The sequence below is a fragment of the Pseudomonas sp. R1-43-08 genome (assembly GCF_003852255.1).
Taxonomy (GTDB): domain Bacteria; phylum Pseudomonadota; class Gammaproteobacteria; order Pseudomonadales; family Pseudomonadaceae; genus Aquipseudomonas.
Window position 1 is genome coordinate 2,220,028 of record NZ_CP027734.1, and the last position, 16,161, is coordinate 2,236,188.

Annotated in this window: 11 protein-coding genes; 2 read left to right on the top strand and 9 right to left on the bottom strand. The window is 61.0% G+C overall.

What is annotated here, in order from left to right; all coding sequences use genetic code 11:
- Window positions 1–203 precede the first annotated feature (203 nt).
- The gene (locus tag C4J87_RS10250; RefSeq protein ID WP_124366667.1) at window positions 204–470 is read left to right on the top strand and encodes a DUF1652 domain-containing protein; all 267 of its coding nucleotides are present in this window, start codon (window positions 204–206) and stop codon (window positions 468–470) included.
- Between the two features lie 66 nt (window positions 471–536).
- Here the strand turns inward: C4J87_RS10250 and C4J87_RS10255 are convergent, their stop codons facing one another.
- From C4J87_RS10255 to C4J87_RS10290, 8 genes are all read right to left on the bottom strand, one after another.
- Window positions 537–3,146: an autotransporter outer membrane beta-barrel domain-containing protein gene (locus C4J87_RS10255; RefSeq protein WP_124366668.1), complete on the bottom strand. Its 2,610-nt coding sequence runs from the start codon at window positions 3,144–3,146 to the stop codon at window positions 537–539.
- Between the two features lie 118 nt (window positions 3,147–3,264).
- Window positions 3,265–4,203: a carbohydrate kinase gene (locus C4J87_RS10260; RefSeq protein ID WP_124366669.1), complete on the bottom strand. Its 939-nt coding sequence runs from the start codon at window positions 4,201–4,203 to the stop codon at window positions 3,265–3,267.
- A gap of 12 nt (window positions 4,204–4,215) precedes the next feature.
- Window positions 4,216–5,697, bottom strand: a complete 1,482-nt coding sequence (xylB, locus tag C4J87_RS10265; RefSeq protein ID WP_124366670.1) for a xylulokinase — start codon at window positions 5,695–5,697, stop codon at window positions 4,216–4,218.
- Between the two features lie 140 nt (window positions 5,698–5,837).
- On the bottom strand, window positions 5,838–7,319 hold the full coding sequence (locus C4J87_RS10270) for a mannitol dehydrogenase family protein (protein WP_124366671.1): 1,482 nt from the start codon (window positions 7,317–7,319) through the stop codon (window positions 5,838–5,840).
- An 18-nt stretch (window positions 7,320–7,337) separates the two neighbouring features.
- Window positions 7,338–8,441 (bottom strand): ABC transporter ATP-binding protein, encoded by a 1,104-nt coding sequence (locus C4J87_RS10275; RefSeq protein ID WP_124366672.1) that lies wholly within the window; start codon window positions 8,439–8,441, stop codon window positions 7,338–7,340.
- Between the two features lie 23 nt (window positions 8,442–8,464).
- Window positions 8,465–9,295, bottom strand: a complete 831-nt coding sequence (locus C4J87_RS10280; RefSeq protein ID WP_003233033.1) for a carbohydrate ABC transporter permease — start codon at window positions 9,293–9,295, stop codon at window positions 8,465–8,467.
- A 10-nt stretch (window positions 9,296–9,305) separates the two neighbouring features.
- Window positions 9,306–10,196, bottom strand: a complete 891-nt coding sequence (locus tag C4J87_RS10285; RefSeq protein ID WP_124366673.1) for a carbohydrate ABC transporter permease — start codon at window positions 10,194–10,196, stop codon at window positions 9,306–9,308.
- Window positions 10,197–10,344: 148 nt separating this feature from the next.
- On the bottom strand, window positions 10,345–11,628 hold the full coding sequence (locus C4J87_RS10290; protein ID WP_372238441.1) for a sugar ABC transporter substrate-binding protein: 1,284 nt from the start codon (window positions 11,626–11,628) through the stop codon (window positions 10,345–10,347).
- 360 nt (window positions 11,629–11,988) lie between these two features.
- Here C4J87_RS10290 and C4J87_RS26635 point away from each other — a divergent pair, with 360 nt between their 5' ends.
- Window positions 11,989–12,207 carry a chitin-binding domain-containing protein gene (locus C4J87_RS26635; protein WP_372238442.1) on the top strand — a complete coding sequence of 73 codons (219 nt, stop codon included), beginning with the start codon at window positions 11,989–11,991 and terminating at the stop codon, window positions 12,205–12,207.
- An 86-nt stretch (window positions 12,208–12,293) separates the two neighbouring features.
- On the opposite strand, the gene C4J87_RS10295 is transcribed toward C4J87_RS26635, so the two are convergent.
- Complete coding sequence (locus C4J87_RS10295) at window positions 12,294–16,067, bottom strand: hypothetical protein (RefSeq protein ID WP_124366675.1); 3,774 nt, start codon at window positions 16,065–16,067, stop codon at window positions 12,294–12,296.
- Window positions 16,068–16,161 lie beyond the last annotated feature (94 nt).

A 16,161-nucleotide genomic window follows, 5' to 3' on the forward strand; every position in this document is an offset into this window, starting at 1 on the left:
AGTGGTTCGCCGAGGATGCAGACAGTCAGATTTTTCATATATAAGCGCCGTCAGCGCTTATGAAGAATGGTTACAACAGCAGGAGATTTTGCCGAGTAGGCTTATTTCTGTAGGCGTCTTCCAGGGCCGGCAAGACGTGGCAGGCAAGTGCCTGCCGGATACTCATAAAACCATTGGCAGTCTCAACAAAGGAGAGGTTAGCCATGCTTTCGGAACTAGAGCTTCGCAGCATTATTGAAGGAAGTTTCCTGCCTAAGCGGTGTGAATGCACCAAAGCCGAAGACGCTTCACTGACGATCCGGGTGTACGACGACCGCGACCGTGATCGAGTGGACTTGGAGGTCAAGGGTATAAACGCCGACAAACTCGACAGCAGCCGCGCCATTTGCAACCTGATCGCTGAACTGCGTGAAGACCTCAAGCACAGCCACACGCCTGTCCTGCAACGAGCAGGAGGGCGCAGATTTTAAGGGTGTGCTTCGTTCAACGCTGACCTGTGGGCCTGGTAGTTGCCAGGCCCTCAAACCATACGGTCTTCACCAACTCATACGCACCCCGGCATTGCCGCTCACGCCCTCCTGGGCGTTGCCATCCAGGTTGGTGGTGTAGTCCGCCGCCAGGTAAACGCTCACCGTTGAAGACAATCGGGCGACAATCCCTACGCCCACATCGGCGGTGGACGCCTTGTGATCACTCTTGATGCGGTCCCCATCATCGTAAGTCACCGTGTCCCTGCCGCCGAACGTACGCCAGGCATTGGCGCGCACGTAGGGCTCGATGGGGGTGTTGCCCACCAGTTGGCGGCCCTTGAGGCGTGCACCAACACGGCCGGTCCAGTATTCCTGGGAATCGAACGCTACCTTGGAAATGCCGTCGTGCTGGGTGTCCAGGTCGATGGTCTGGCGGATCACCTGGACCTGGGGCTCCACCACCCACTGCTCGGACAGGGTGATCGGATAACCCGCTTCGGCGGACAGCGCCAGGGCGTGGCCCTTGGTGTTCATCTTCACGCCACGGTCGGATTTGTTTTCACCGTCCAGGCGCGTGAACATCGTGACCACATCGACGTACCCACCTTCGGTGCCGGTCAAGGTCCAGTAGGCGCCGAAATTGTCGCCATCCAGTTTCACCCGTCCCGAGCGCCGATCCTGGAAGCCTTCGGCAAACCCCTTGACGTCGCCGTTCAAGCGACTCTGCCCGACGAACAAGCCAAACCGTTGCAGTTGCCCACCGCTGGTGTGCGCAGCGTAGAGGTCGTGCCCCACCTGATAGCCCTTGACGCTGCCGTCGAAGCTTGGCGATACGGTGCCCGACCAACGCTTGTTGAAGTCGCTGCCATAGGCCCGCGCCCAGCCCGCCGGCACCGCGCCGGTTTCGCTGAGCAGGCTTTGCTCGCCCTGGCGGTCATGGAAGGTGCCCAGGGCCATGCGGGTCATGACTTGCGCGGCGGGGACCACTACCGAGTACACCGGCACTTCCAAACGGTACAGCGCGATAGGTTCGGCACCGGGCACCGCCGTCGGCACGGCCGGGTTGCTGGCGGCCGATTGCGGTGAGGTGGCTGCCGCCACCTGGCTCGGCGGTGGCGGCGCAGGTTCGATCGGCGCGACCGGCTGCGCGGTCGGTGGCTCCACCGGGGGTTCATCGGGGTCGACCACCGGCGGCGTCGGCGGAATCGGCGGAACCGGCACCACCACCGGCGGAGTGGGTGGCACAGGCGGCACGGCGGGTGGCTGCACGGCCACCACCGAGGAGCGCAGGTACCAGTTGTTTTCCGTGCCGGCGGTCACGCCACCTTTGAACAGCCGGTATTCATAGGCACCGGCCGACACCGAGCCCTTGAGGGCAAAGGCATCCGTGCTGCTGACCGCGCCGTTGACGGCCTGGACCACCTCGATGCCGTTGTTCTGGGTAAAGCCACCGGCACCGCCGAGGTTGGTCACGGCCAACTGGGTATGGCCGCTGAGCGTGCCATTGGACACTACCAGCTTGTCGGTGGCGGAGGTGTCGTCACCGAGCACGGTTTGCAGCCACAGTTGACCGTTGTTGCCCACGTAATTGCCATGCACCGTGAGCGCATCGCCGGTACTGGCGCTGCCGGTGGTCATGTCGATCGTACCGGCATTGTTCAGCGTGGCCAATTGGCCCGTGGTGTAAGGCCGGATGGCGCCTTGCGTCACGGCCAGGGTGCTGCTGCCATCGATGTTGAACGTACCGGTGTTGCTGGTGCTGTCGCCGAGGAAAAAATCCCCAGCCAGGTCAAAACGCGAGGCGTTATTGAGGTTGACCGTCTCCCAGCCGACATAGCGCGCAGCGTTGCCGGAGGTGGTGTTATCCAATGTCAGCTGATCATTGCCCAGACCACCGTCAATCGACGGCGTGGCGGCCAACCGGCTTTCAGTAAGGCCGCTGAGCAAGGCGGTATCGTCACCATCGCCCATCAATACTGAAGACTGGATCTCACCGCCGTTGCTCCAGGTGAACGTGTCGTTGCCGAAACTGGCGCGGATTTCACCTTTGATCACGCCGCCGCTCACCCTGATGATGTCATCGCCGCCGCTGGTGCTGATGTTGCCGCCTACGCTGCCTGTTCCCGAGATGTCGATCCTGTCCTTGCCGAACCCGGTGACCAGGTTGCCGAGGATCTCGCCGCCGGTCATCTCGTATACGTTATCGTCCAGCTTCATGTCGACCCGGCCAATCGTGCCGCCGGTTTGTCTCGCCACGTCACCGTCGACGAATTCTCTTTCGATGACGCCGCCGGTGATCAGAAAGGTGTCGAGGCCATCGCCCTGGGCCAGAGAAGGAATTCGCCCGCCGTTCATAACGAAGTCATCGATGCCGGAGCCTTGTTGCACAGCACCCAGGATACTGCCGGCATCAATCCGGATTCGATCTTCGCCCGCGCCGAACGTGACAGGGCCGTTGACGGTTCCCGTACCACCGGCGGGCAGCGACAGACGATTGTTTCCCAGAAGATCGGTGAGTCCGGCGGTGCTGGTGCCGCTGTCGCAGACGTAGGTATCGTCGCCTGAACCTGGGGTAAAGGCACACGCGGAATGCGCGGCCTGGGGGGTGATGTACTGCAGTGAAAGGATGCCGACAGCAATAACGGCTCGGGTTGGAAAGCCTGAGACCTTGGTCATAACGTGTCCTACGTTGTGTTTTTATTACTGCTGTTCTTTGGTCTAGCACACACCTCGTTCATCGGTGAAATTTCTGACAAAAGGTTGCAGGCCACGCAGTGCGTGGCCTGTGGGGCGCTCAGCCTAGCTGGGTGCGGTAAGGCAGGTCCGGCCCGGTGCGGGTGCAGGTCAGCGCCGCGGCGCGAATCGCAAAGCCGAGCATGGCGTCGATCTGTTCGCGGCTGAGTTGTTGCAGCCCTTGCACCGAGTCCAACCGGTGCTCGGTCAACCAGGCAATCAGTGCCGCCTGGAAGGTATCGCCGGCGCCGACCGTGTCGGCCATCACAATCTCGATTGCCGGTTGTGACCAGTTGCCGTGGCGGCGGCTGAACACGCTGGCGCCATCGCCGCCACGGGTGAGAAATACCAACTGGCAGCGGTGTTGCAGCCAGCCTTGCAGCACGCTTTCCGGCGACTGCTCGGGGTAGAGCAGGTGCAGGTCTTCATCGCTGACCTTGATCAAATCCGCATGCTTGACCAACTCCGTCACACGGTCGCGCCACAGCTGGATGTCCGGTTGCGGGTTCAGCCGTACGTTAGGGTCGAGGCTGATCAGGCGCTTGCCGCTTTCGCGCTTGACCAGCGCCAGCAGTGTGTCGCCAATCGGCTGTACCACCAGCGAAAACGAGCCCACATGCAGCCCGCGAATCTCATCACCCAGGGGCGGCAGATGCGTCAACTGCAGTTGCCGGTCTGCAGAGCCTTCGCCACGAAAGCTGTATTGCGGTGAACCATTGGCACCCACGGCCACCATGGCCAGGGTGGTCGGCGCGTCGAAGGGCACCAGGAAATCTTCACTCACGCCTTCGTCCTTGAGCACCTGTAGCAAGCGCCGGCCCAGGTAGTCATGGGAGATCCCGGCGAAGAACCCGGACTCGACCCCCAGGCGGCGCAGGCCCACCGCCACGTTGAACGGCGAACCACCGGCAATCGCCGTGTAATTGAGCTTGGCAGCCTGCCCGTCGGCATCCTCCTCGCTGAAAAAATCGAACAGCGCTTCACCACACACCAGATACATAGTCACTCGCTCTTAAAGGGTTGCCACGAGCTGTTGATAGCGCTCATAGGCCTGTTGATAGGCGCTCACGTTGGCCGGCACCGGCAGGGTACGGCTAGCCGGGTCAAGACTCACGCATTTGTCGCACAGGCTGGTCAGGGATTCGCCGGACTGGCACCACGCCGCCTGGATCGCCGCGCCCAGGGCCGCGGCCTCGCTCTGTTCGGTACAGACCACTTCGGTGTTCATGATATCGGCGACCATCTGTCGCCACAGCGGGCTTTTCGAACCGCCGCCGATCAAGCGGATGCGCAGGCTTTGCAGGCCGGTCTGGCGCAGCAGGTCCAGGCCGTAGCGCAAGCCGAAAGTGGTGCCTTCGACCACCGCGCGGCACAGGTTGGCGCGGGTCAGGTTGGTCATGGTCAGGCCGTGCAGGCTGCCGGTGGCCTGGGGCAGGGCGGGCACCCGTTCGCCGTTGAGGAATGGCAGCATGCTCACGCCGTCCGCGCCAATGGGGGCCTGCTCGACCAGGGCATTGAAGGCGTGCAGGTCGAGTTCGAACAGCTCGCGGATCACCCCGGTCGCGTTGGTCAGGTTCATGGTGCAGATCAAGGGCAACCAGCCGCCGCTGGATGCGCAGAAGGTGGCGACTGAGGCCTGGGGGCTGACGTTGGGCTGGTCGGCAAAGGCGTAGACGGTGCCTGATGAGCCCAGGCTCATGGTGATCACCCCAGGAGCGATGTTGCCGGTGCCAATGGCGCCCATCATGTTATCGCCGCCGCCGCTGGCGACAACCGCGTTGGGGTTGATGCCCAGCCGCTCGGCGATGGCCGGCAGGATCGTGCCCACTGCTTGATCGGCTTCAATCAGCTCGGGCAGCGCCGCCTGCAGGCGACCGCTGGGGTCGATGTGCGCGAGCAGCGCCACGTCCCATTCACGGCGGCGCACGTTGAAGTAGCCGGTGCCCGACGCATCGCCGTATTCGGCGACGGCGCGGCCGGTGAGCCAGTAATTGAGGTAGTCGTGGGGCAGCAGGATATGGGCGATGCGCGCAAAGAGGTCTGGGTGCTGTTCACGGGTCCAGAGCAGTTTGGACACCGTGTAGCCCGGCGCGATGGCCACGCCCAGACGCTCCAGCGAGCCGCTTTCGCCGCCCAGATGGTGCAACAGGCGCTCGTTTTCCGCGGCGGTTTCGGTGTCGCACCACAGCTTTGCCGGGCGCAGCACCTGGCCCTGGGCATCGAGCAACACCAGGCCGTGTTGCTGGCCGGAAACACCGATGCCGAGGATGTCCTGGCCGTCCACCCCGGCCTGTTGCAGGGCGCGGTGGGTGGCTTCGGTGAAGGCGTCCAGCCATTCCTGGGTGTGTTGCTCACGCCGGCCGTTGGCGCCGCTGATCAAGGTGTGCGCAGCGGCGCCCAGGCCCAGTACCTTGCCGCTGGAAGCGTCGAGGACGATGGCTTTGGTGCCCTGGGTGCCGCAGTCGATGCCGAGGAACAGGTTTTGCTGGGTCATGATGATTTGCTCAGCAGTCTTATTGTTGGAGTTGTCAATGCGGTCCACATGTGGGAGGGGGCTTGCTCCCGATGAGGGCGTGTCAGTTGATGCATCTTTTACTGACCCACCGCCATCGGGAGCAAGCCCCCTCCCACATTTTAAGCCGGTTTCTGCAGGAGATTCTGCAGGGTCGCGCTGACGCCGCTATCGCGCAGGCTCACATAACACCGCTCGAACGCTGCCACAAATGCAGGCGAGTTGGGAATAGCCGTGCCGAAAATCTCTTCAACCCCCAGCAGGCGCTGGCTGATCAACGCGTCATCACTCACCAGCGCCTGGCAGAACTCGGCACGCGGATCGGGAATCGTGTAGGCCACGCCATTTTCGTCGACACCCTTCAAATACAAGGCCCAGGCGGCCACCACCAGCGCCGCGCGTTCGGTCTCACGCCCATCGGCGATCAGGCGGTTGATGGTCGGCACGGTGAACTTGGGAAACTTCGACGAACCGTCCGAGCACACTCGTTCCAACTGGTCGGCAATTGCCTGGTTGGAGAAGCGGTCGACCAGGGTCTGCTTGTACGCCGTCAGGTCGATGCCTGGCACGGGCGCCAGGTGTGGCGTGACGTCGAGGTCCATGTAGGCGCGCATGTAGGCGACGAACAGCGGGTCGTTCATGGTGTCGTGAACGAACCGGTAGCCCTTGAGAAAACCCAGGTACGTCAGGGCGAGGTGACTGCCGTTGAGCAGGCCGATCTTCATTTCTTCGTACGGCGTCACGTCATCGGTGAACTGCACGCCGACCTTTTCCCAGGCCGGGCGGCCGTTGACGAACTTGTCTTCCAGCACCCATTGCACAAAGGGTTCGCACACCACCGGCCAGGCATCGTCAATGCCGTGCTCATCATGCAGTTGCAAGCGGTGGGCGGTGCTGGTCATCGGTGTGATGCGGTCGACCATGGCATTCGGGAAGCTCACATTGGCGTCGATCCAGTCATGCAGTTGCGCATCGTGCAGCGCGGCGAATGCGAGCAGGGCCTTGCGGGTGACGGCGCCGTTGTGCGGCAGGTTATCGCAGGACATCACGCTGAACGCCGGGGTGCCGGCGGCGCGGCGCTTGGTCAGCGCGGCGCAGATAAACCCGAACACGGTCTGCGGTGCGCCGGGGTTCGCCAGGTCATGCTGGATCTGCGGCAGGTGGGCCATGAATTGGCCGTTGCTGTCGTCGATGCAGTAGCCGCCTTCGGTGATGGTCAGCGAGACGATACGGATGGCCGGCTCGGCCAGTTTATCGATCAGGGCCTGGGCACCGTCTTCTGCCAGCAACATGTCGCTGATGGCGCCGATCACACGCACTTCGGTGTCGTCGGTGTCGCCCAGTTCATACAGGGTGAACAGATAATCCTGACCGGCCAGGTCGTCGCGGGCCTTGCGGTCTTCGGCACGCAGGCCAACGCCGCAGATGCTCCAGTCCAGGCCCTCGCCGGTGTTCATCAAGGCGTCGGTGTAAAACGCCTGGTGCGCGCGGTGGAAACCGCCGACACCGATATGCGCAATGCCCTGGGATGTACTGGCGATGGCATAGGCCGGCACTTTCACGTCGGGCGCCAACTGGGTGAGGTTCTGTTTATTCAGCTTCATGGCGTAATACTCGCGAAATCAGGCGGCGGCGCGCAGGGGGCGGGCTACGGCCACGCCCTCGGTGTCGAACAGATGGCAGTGGGCCGGATCGAGGTGCAGGTGCAGCGTCTCGCCGTACTGGCTGGCCATGTCGCCGCGAATGCGCATCGTCAAAGGCTCGCCGTTGGCGGTGATGACGTGGCAGAAGGTGTCGCTGCCCAGGCGTTCGCCGACGTCGGCGGTAACGGTCAGGGTGGTCTGGCCCGGCGTGGCGATTTCCAGGTGTTCCGGACGAATGCCCAGGGTCACCGCGCTGCCCACGCTCAAGGTCGGGCCACTGAGCGGCAGGCTGATCAGGGTGCCGGCGTCGAGCTGCACATCACAGCCCTGGCCTTCGACACGCGTGACCTTGCCCTTGAGGAAACCCATCTTCGGCGTGCCGAGAAAGCCCGCCACAAACAGGTTGGCCGGCTGGTGGTACAGGTCCAGCGGCGAGCCGACCTGTTCGATGCGCCCGCTGTTGAGCACCACGACTTTATCGGCCAAGGTCATGGCTTCAACCTGGTCGTGGGTCACGTAGATCATGGTCGCCTGCAGCTCTTTATGCAGGCGTGCCAGTTCCAGGCGCATCTGCACGCGCAGAGCGGCGTCAAGGTTGGACAAGGGTTCGTCGAACAGGAAAATCTTCGGGTTACGCACAATCGCCCGGCCAATCGCCACGCGCTGGCGCTGGCCGCCGGAGAGCTGCTTGGGCTTGCGCTCCAGCAGCGGGCCCAGCTCCAGAATGCGCGCCGCTTCGTTGACTTTGCTCTCCACCAGTTGCTTGTCGACGCCGGCCAGGTCCAGGGCGAACGACATGTTCTTGCGCACGCTCATGTGCGGGTACAGGGCGTAGGTCTGGAACACCATTGCCAGGTCGCGCTTGGCCGGGGTCACTTCGGTGATGTCGCGCCCGTCCAGCTCGATGGTGCCTTCGCTGACTTCCTCAAGGCCGGCGATCAGCCGCAGCAGCGTGGATTTGCCACAGCCCGACGGGCCGACGAACACCACGAATTCCTTGTCGTTCACTTCCAGGTCGATGCCCTTGATGATGGAAAAACCTTCGAAGCCTTTTTGCAGATTCTTGATTTTCAGGTTGGCCATGATGGGCCCTCCGCTTGGAATTATTATTTGACTGCGCCAAAGGACAGGCCGCGCACCAGTTGTTTCTGGCTGATCCAGCCGAAAATCAGGATCGGCGCGCAGGCCAGGGTCGACACGGCGGACAACTTGGCCCAGAACAAGCCTTCGGGGCTGGAATAGGAGGCGATCAGCGCGGTCAGCGGCGCGGCGCTCGATGACGTCAGGTTCAGCGACCAGAAGGCTTCGTTCCAGCACAGGATCAGCGACAGCAGCACGGTGGAGGCCAGGCCGCCCTTGGCGATCGGCAGCAGCACCCGCACCATTTCCTGCCACAGGGTGGCGCCATCCAGGCGTGCGGCTTCGAGGATGTCCTTGGGAATGTCCTTGAAGTAGGTGTAAACCATCCACACCACGATCGGCAGGTTGATCAGGGTGTAGATGATGATCAGCGCGATGCGCGTATCGAGCAGGCCAAAACTCTTGGCCAGCAGGTAGATCGGCATCAGTACGCCCACCGGCGGCAGCATCTTGGTGGACAGCATCCACAGCAGCGTGCCTTTGGTGCGCTTTGTCTCGTAGAAGGCCATGGAGTAGGCGGCCGGCACCGAAATCAGCAGGCACAGGGCGGTGGCGCTGAACGAAATCAGCACCGAGTTCCAGGCGTAGGCGAAGTAGTTGCTGCGCTCGTTGATGTGCAGGTAGTTCTCCAGCGTCGGCGTGAAGATGAACTGCGGCGGCGTGGCGAACGCGTCGATTTCGGTCTTGAAGCTGGTCAGTACCATCCAGAAGATCGGGAAGAAAATCAGGATCGCAATGGCCCAGGCCAGGGTGCCGAGCAACAGGCTTTGCAGGCGGCGGGATTGTTGAAGCGTCATGGCGCGGCCCTCAAGGCTTGTCAGTCAGGTTTTTGCCGATCATCCGCACCAGGATGATCGCCGCGATATTGGCGATGACCACGGCGATCAAACCGCCGGCCGAGGCCATGCCCACGTCGAACTGCACCAGCGCCTGGTTGTAGATCAGGTAGGCGAGGTTGGTCGAGGCGTAGCCGGGGCCGCCGTTGGTGGTGGTGAAGATTTCGGCGAACACCGAGAGCAGGAAGATGGTTTCGATCATCACCACCACGGCAATCGGACGGGCCAGGTGCGGCAGGGTCAGGTGCCAGAAAATCGCGATGGCGCCGGCTCCGTCCAGGCGCGCGGCTTCCTTTTGTTCCTGGTCGAGGGACTGCATGGCGGTCATCAGCAGCAGGATGGCGAAGGGCAGCCACTGCCACGACACAATGATGATGATCGACAGCAGCGGGTAGTGCGCCAGCCAGTCCACCGGCTCGGCGCCAAAGAACTTCCACACCGCAGCGAGAATCCCCGACACCGGGTGAAAAATCAGGTTCTTCCAGATCAACGCGCCGACGGTGGGCATGATGAAGAACGGCGAAATCAACAACACCCGCACCAGGCCGCGACCGAAGAACTCGCTGGCCTCCAGCAGCGCACTGATCAGCACGCCGAACACCACGCTGATCAGCAGCACGCTGCCCACCAGCAACAGCGTGTTGGTGGCGCCGGGCAGGAAGCCCGAGTCGGTGACGAAGTAAGTGAAGTTCTCCAGCCCTACGAATTGGTTTTCGCCGGGGTAGAGCAGGTTGTAACGGATCAGCGAAAAGTACAGGGTCATGCCCAGGGGCACGATCATCCACAGCAGCAGCAAGGCCACCGAGGGGCTGACGAGGAACCAGCCGGGGTTGGCCAGGCGGTTTTTGGGTGATGTATTCATGGTAATCAAGACCGGTTAGGGACAGGTGCGCAAAACCCCTGTAGGAGCGAGCTTGCTCGCGAAGGTATTCCAGGCGCATTGCGGCGTCGGATGTACCTTTTTCGCGAGCAAGGGCTAGCCGCCCGCCTCGCTCCTACAGGATCGGGGGTTATTTGGGGTAACCGGCCCGCTTCATTTCCCGCTCGGTGGTGGTCTGCGCGGCCGTCAGTGCGGCATCGACCGTCTGCTGGCCGGTCAGCGCGCCGGAGAAGAACTTGCCGACCTGGGTACCAATCGCCTGGAATTCAGGAATGGTCACCAACTGAATACCGATATATGGCACCGGTTTTTCGGTGGGTTTGGTCGGGTCCGCGACTTTCAGCGATTCCAGGGTCACCTTGGCGAACGGCGCGGCCTTCATGTACGCGTCGCTGTAGGTGGATTGACGGGTGCCTGGCGGTACGTTGGCGACGCCGTCGGTCTTGGCGACCAATGCGCCATATTCCTTGGAGGTGGCCCAGGTGGTGAACACCTTGGCGGCGTCCTTGGCCTTGGAGCTGGTGGGGATCGCCAGGCTCCAGGAGTACAGCCACGAGGTGCCCTTGTCGGTCTTCTCGTGTGGAGCGAAGGTGAAGCCGACATGCTCGGCCACTTTGCTCTGGCTCTTGTCGGTGACGAACGAGCCGGCCACGCTGGCGTCCACCCAGATCGCGCACTTGCCGCTGTTGAACAGCGCCAGGTTTTCGTTGAAGCCGTTGCTGGACGCACCCGGCGGGCCGGATTTCTTCATGTTGTCGACGTAGAAGTTCAGCGCGTCTTTCCACTCCGGGCCGTTGAATTCGGGCTGCCACTTCTCGTCGAACCAGCGTGCGCCGTAGCCGTTGGCCAGGGTGGTGATCAGCGCCATGTTTTCACCCCAGCCGGCTTTACCGCGCAGGCACAGGCCGTATTGCTCTTTGGATTTGTCGGTGAGCTTGGCCGCGTATTCACCGATCTGGCTCCAGGTCGGATGCTCGGGCATGCTCAGCCCGGCGTCCTTGAACAGGTCGGTGCGGTAATAGGTGATCGAGCTTTCGGCATAGAACGGCAGGGCGTACAGCGAGCCTTTGACCGACAGGCCGTCGCGTACCGAAGGGAACACATCATCGAGGTCGTAGGAAGCCGGCAGGTCCTTCATCGGCTCCAGCCAGCCCTTGGCGCCCCAGAGTGCGGCTTCGTACATGCCGATGGTCAACACGTCGAACTGGCCGCCCTGGGTGGCAATGTCGGTGGTCAGGCGCTGGCGCAGCACGTTTTCTTCGAGCACCACCCAGTTCAGCTTGATCTCCGGATGCTCGGCCTCGAAGGTTTTCGAGAGCTTCTGCATGCGGATCATGTCGCTGTTGTTGACGGTGGCAATGGTCAGGGTTTGCGCGCCGAGGCTGACGGCGCTGAGGGTCATGCAGGTCATCATGCAGGTTGAGACAAGCAGAGCTTTTGCTGTGAACTTCATCGCGCACTCCATTTCCGCGCCCAGGGGCTACAGAAGGACGGTTATTGTTGTTGTGTCTTCCCACAGGGAGTCAGGAAGAGTGTGCGTTGATTACAGCCCTCAAATGCGCCGGTGACAAATCCTTGGGAGCACTGAGACTGATACTTTTTTGCACTGCACGGGCACAGCGGTAGCGCAGCGTCATGGCGCGGTCACCTGTTAATTCTGACAGTAGACGCAGAAAAACAACGGGGAGTTAATGGCGTGGCATACACCAACTTGGAGATGTTTATGAATCCTTTTCGTGTAAACCTCAAAAGCAATAAAGCGCTATTAGTCTTGATGATTGCAGGTTTTATCAGCGCTTGTAGCACCGAATCGCCGTTGGCATCACGAGAACCGGTATGTACGAAAGAAGGCTATTTTAAAAGCACCAATGTGGTAGGTGGATTCCATCGGTGTTTCTGGAACAGCAGCATTAGTCGGTGGATTCAATACCCCTACAACTGCCCGACCGGGTTGGAGTTCGATGAGTCCGTGCGTGCCTGTGTGAGACCCTGACGGGACTGCCTGTCCCCAACATTTTCAAGCCGCAGCAAGCCATTGAAAAGGGATCGGTACCCAGGTACCGATCCCTTTTTTTACCTCTACATCACGGTCGGATACGGCGTCTGTGTGATACAGATATCATCGATGTCATACACCCCGCCGGTGGTCGGGTTTCTGACCGAAACGGAGGCCTCGAACGGTTTGCCGGGCAAATAACCGAGCGGCACATTGACGCTGAGCCAGGTATTCAACGTGGGCACGTTTTGCGTCCATTTCAACGTGCCCAGATGAATCTCGACAAAGGTCGGCCCCCCAATCGCGGCAAACTTGCTGATCCTGTAGCGGAAGCTGACGCGGTAGTAGCCCTCGGCGGCGGGCGTCAGCACTTTGTACAGACTGACGCCCCTGCCGGTAGTCGGTGTCGACTGCCAGAAATAGTTGCCATTCGACTCGCGGCGAATGCCTGCGTCCGGCCATTCACTGAGCCAGTAGTTCATGTAATTGTCATTGAACGTCGTGCACTCCTTGATCATCACGCTCTGCAGCGTGTAACGGGTGGGTGGAAATTCAATCGCTTGCAATTCATCCCTTACGCCATTGAGCGCCGCTTTGAATTGCAGGGTCAGCTGGCTGCGATTGCCAAGGTCTCGCAGGTAGTTGATCAATACGGTTTCCAGGTGATAACCCTGGCTGATCCAGGCCGAGTCGACCTCGGCCTTGTTCGAACCATTCATCAGGGTCAGGTTATGCGGCGTACCGTCGGCTCTGAAACCGTACAAATACAGCCATACGGGCAGGTGTGGGGCAATGAATGGGAAGGTCGTCACCCTTGCGGTGGCGTTGCCGGGCAGGGCGTCCACATCGATCACGCCGCTGGCGGATGCTTGATCGATACGAATCACGGTTTTTCTCAGTTCGCTCAGCGGCAGGCTTTCAAGATTGACCGTGAGCGGTACCGAGGGCCGGGTTTGCCCGCCTCGTGTCACCGTATACCTGATCGTGAACTGCGTAGGCGTGTTGCCGATATTCGCGGCGATCACTGAAGCGGGCACGTCGACGATGACGGTGCCATCGGTTTCGCCATACTTCGGCCCGATCACTGCCGAGCCTGCAGCGGTTTTACCCACGACCTCCACGAAGATGACGTCGCTGGTATACATCGGGCTGGTGGACACCTGCACATGCGCCCCGTACTGTGCGTTCAAGGGCGCCAGGGTGACCAGTGTGCCGGAGCCGGTTGCCTCGATCAGCGTCGGCACCGGGAACTGCGCGGGCAAGGCCTGAATGGTATAGCGCCGCTCCTTGAACCAGACCGCATTGGCCCGCTCGGCGCTGCGGTCGAACGTTACCCCGAAGCGCATGGTCAGTGGGGAGCCGTCCTTGAGCTTGCGCAATTCAGCGACCGGCGCCGGTGGACGAATACCGTTCAATTCGCCGTCCTGTGTCACCAGGTCTGCCGTGTAAAAGGTGTGGTCGAAGGGATAACCGTCAGCGTAGGTGCCGGACATCTCGAACCACATTCGCTGGAACCGATGACTGAAGTGCCAGCGTTCTTCAATCGCGCGTTCGGTACCGTTCAATGTGCCGATATTCAGCACGCCATCATAGGAGTGGCCTTCTATGTAGGGTTCAGGCAGCGGCGGTGGCAACAACTCCAGGGCCAGCACAGGCGAAGGGGACTCGTGCTCGCCCCGCATGACGAAGTACTGCACGTGGATGACGTGTCCCTGGGCCTGGATGTTGGCGCCCACCACCTCCGGGTCGATATCAAAGTGCAGCACTTTCGAAGAGCTGCCGTATTGGGTCTCGCAGTAAGTGCCGATGTCCGCAATGCCGGTCCAGCAACAGCGAACCTGATGGGAAGGCAGCATCTGCGGGTACTCGACGACGACAGTCGCGCCCTTTGTCGCGGCCACCGCCGCCAACTGGTCGGGATAGCGCGAGGCCTGCACGACCTCGGGACGCTTGAGGGTCAGCGCCTGGCCCACGGTAATGGTCCGGCGCTCCGAATAACGGCGTCGGCTGCCGTCCTTGGGTGCCAAGGCGTAGCTCAGGCGGATTTCCTTATTGTCATTGGCAATGACGAACGCTTCGTCCACCAGGACCACTACCGGCTTGCCTGCCGTATCGGAATAGAGTTCGACTTCCCCTCCAGTGGTTCCGCTGGCATTGGCGCCCAGCCATGTCCAGAAGAACTTGTCCCCAGGAAACGTGCGTGTTTCGGGCAACGTCAGCTTGAGCTGACCTCCGATCACGCTGGCAGGGTCCAGGTTGTCGAACACGTCGACATACTGCAATTGCGGCGCTGGCAACTCGGCGACGACCGATCCGAAAATGACTTCCAACACTTCGGACTTGCGCACCGTCTGTACGCCTGGGCCAAGCGTGCGCATTTGATGGTCATTGACGAGGTAGTAGACCTTGACCGGCCCCACGCCAATGAAGGGCGCAAAGTCCTCCTGCAGTACGATGCGAAAGCGGTCAGGTGGCGGTGGGGCGCCGGCGTTCACGGTTTCTTCGTATTCAATCAGTCCGCCGCCAGGTCGCGGTGTTTCCATGCGAAAGGTCACGCTGTTGCTGGGGGCGTAAGGGCTGTAGACCGGGAAAATGGCTCTGATGAAAGGGTGTTCCGGATCAATCAGGCCGCCCTCGTCCTGCTCGATTCGCATCGGGGGCATCATTTTTTTCGTGCCGAACACGCGAATACTCAGGCGTCGAGAAGCGCGCAGGAAGGCGCCGCTGGCCGTTGTCAGGGTATATTCGATGCGCAGTTGGCCATCGATCACATCTTCAAGGTACTTATTGTCCAGCACGATGGAGGACGAAAGGCCGATGCGTGCAGGAAAACCAGGCAGCGTCACCACGCTGGATGAGCCATCCGGGTAGAACTGGGTCAGGGTTACATGGATCAGCGCGCCGACGGGGGTAGGTCTGGCGGTATCATTGGGCGTAGCGGGTAGTGTTCGAGGAACGACCATTTCCGCGGTGAACACCTCGTCTCCATGGGTATCAAGATTCAGCTCGTCGACGGACTCACCGCCGACCACGAAGTGCGGCCGATCAAGCAAGCCGCGTTCAAGGTCGGTTTCCAGCTTGACCACCTTCGACCACTGCGGGTCTTCCCCGGAATAGTTGAGTACGCGGTCAAACACCCGGAAGAGAATGGAGACTGCGCCGCTGCCCCCTGAAATAATCGTTTGTTCAGGTACATGCACGATGATGGGCTTGGTGCCATCAACGTGTTGCTGATCGATTTTTTGAAAAACAGCGATACCGTTCCACCACACTTCAATAGTGTCGCCTACCGTGCAGAACGGATAAAAGTCACAGGTCAAGTCCACTCCTGCCTTGGCACGCTCGGCGTCCAGCGGCGTGTATTCCAGGTCTTCAGGCAGGTGTATCACCAGGTTCGAGTGGAACCATGGGTAGATGCTGCGACCACCTGGCCGTGAGGTTTTGGTGTACCAGGTCTGAGGTGGGGATGTGCTGGGCGTGGCGCTGCCCACTCTGATCACTTCACCGAAGCAGGGATAAATCGTGCCTTCGGGCACCAGCGATGCGGGAATGACCAACTGCACACGGTCCTTGTACAAATCTTCCAGGTAAACCTCGCCTGCACCCAAAGCGTAGTTGGTACTGCCGGCGAAAAATTTATAGGTGTCACCGACGTTGAAGTTCGACCATTTTTCAAAATTCACAATCAGCCACGGATCGATCTGTCGAATGCCCAATCCTACGTCAGCATCCAGATTCGGCCGCAGTGCGCCGTTGACATAAGGCGGGTCAAGGTTGACGGCGGAGGGCGATGCGGGCTCGTGGGGCGGGGATTCACACAGGGGAATGGGCAGGTTGGAGGACGTTGGTTCTTTCATCGTGAGCGCTCCTTGTACAGTGGTGAAACCGGGCAAGGAAATCACACACCCCTGGCAGCAGAGCGGATAGCTGTCAAAGTTGACAGAAGCGACG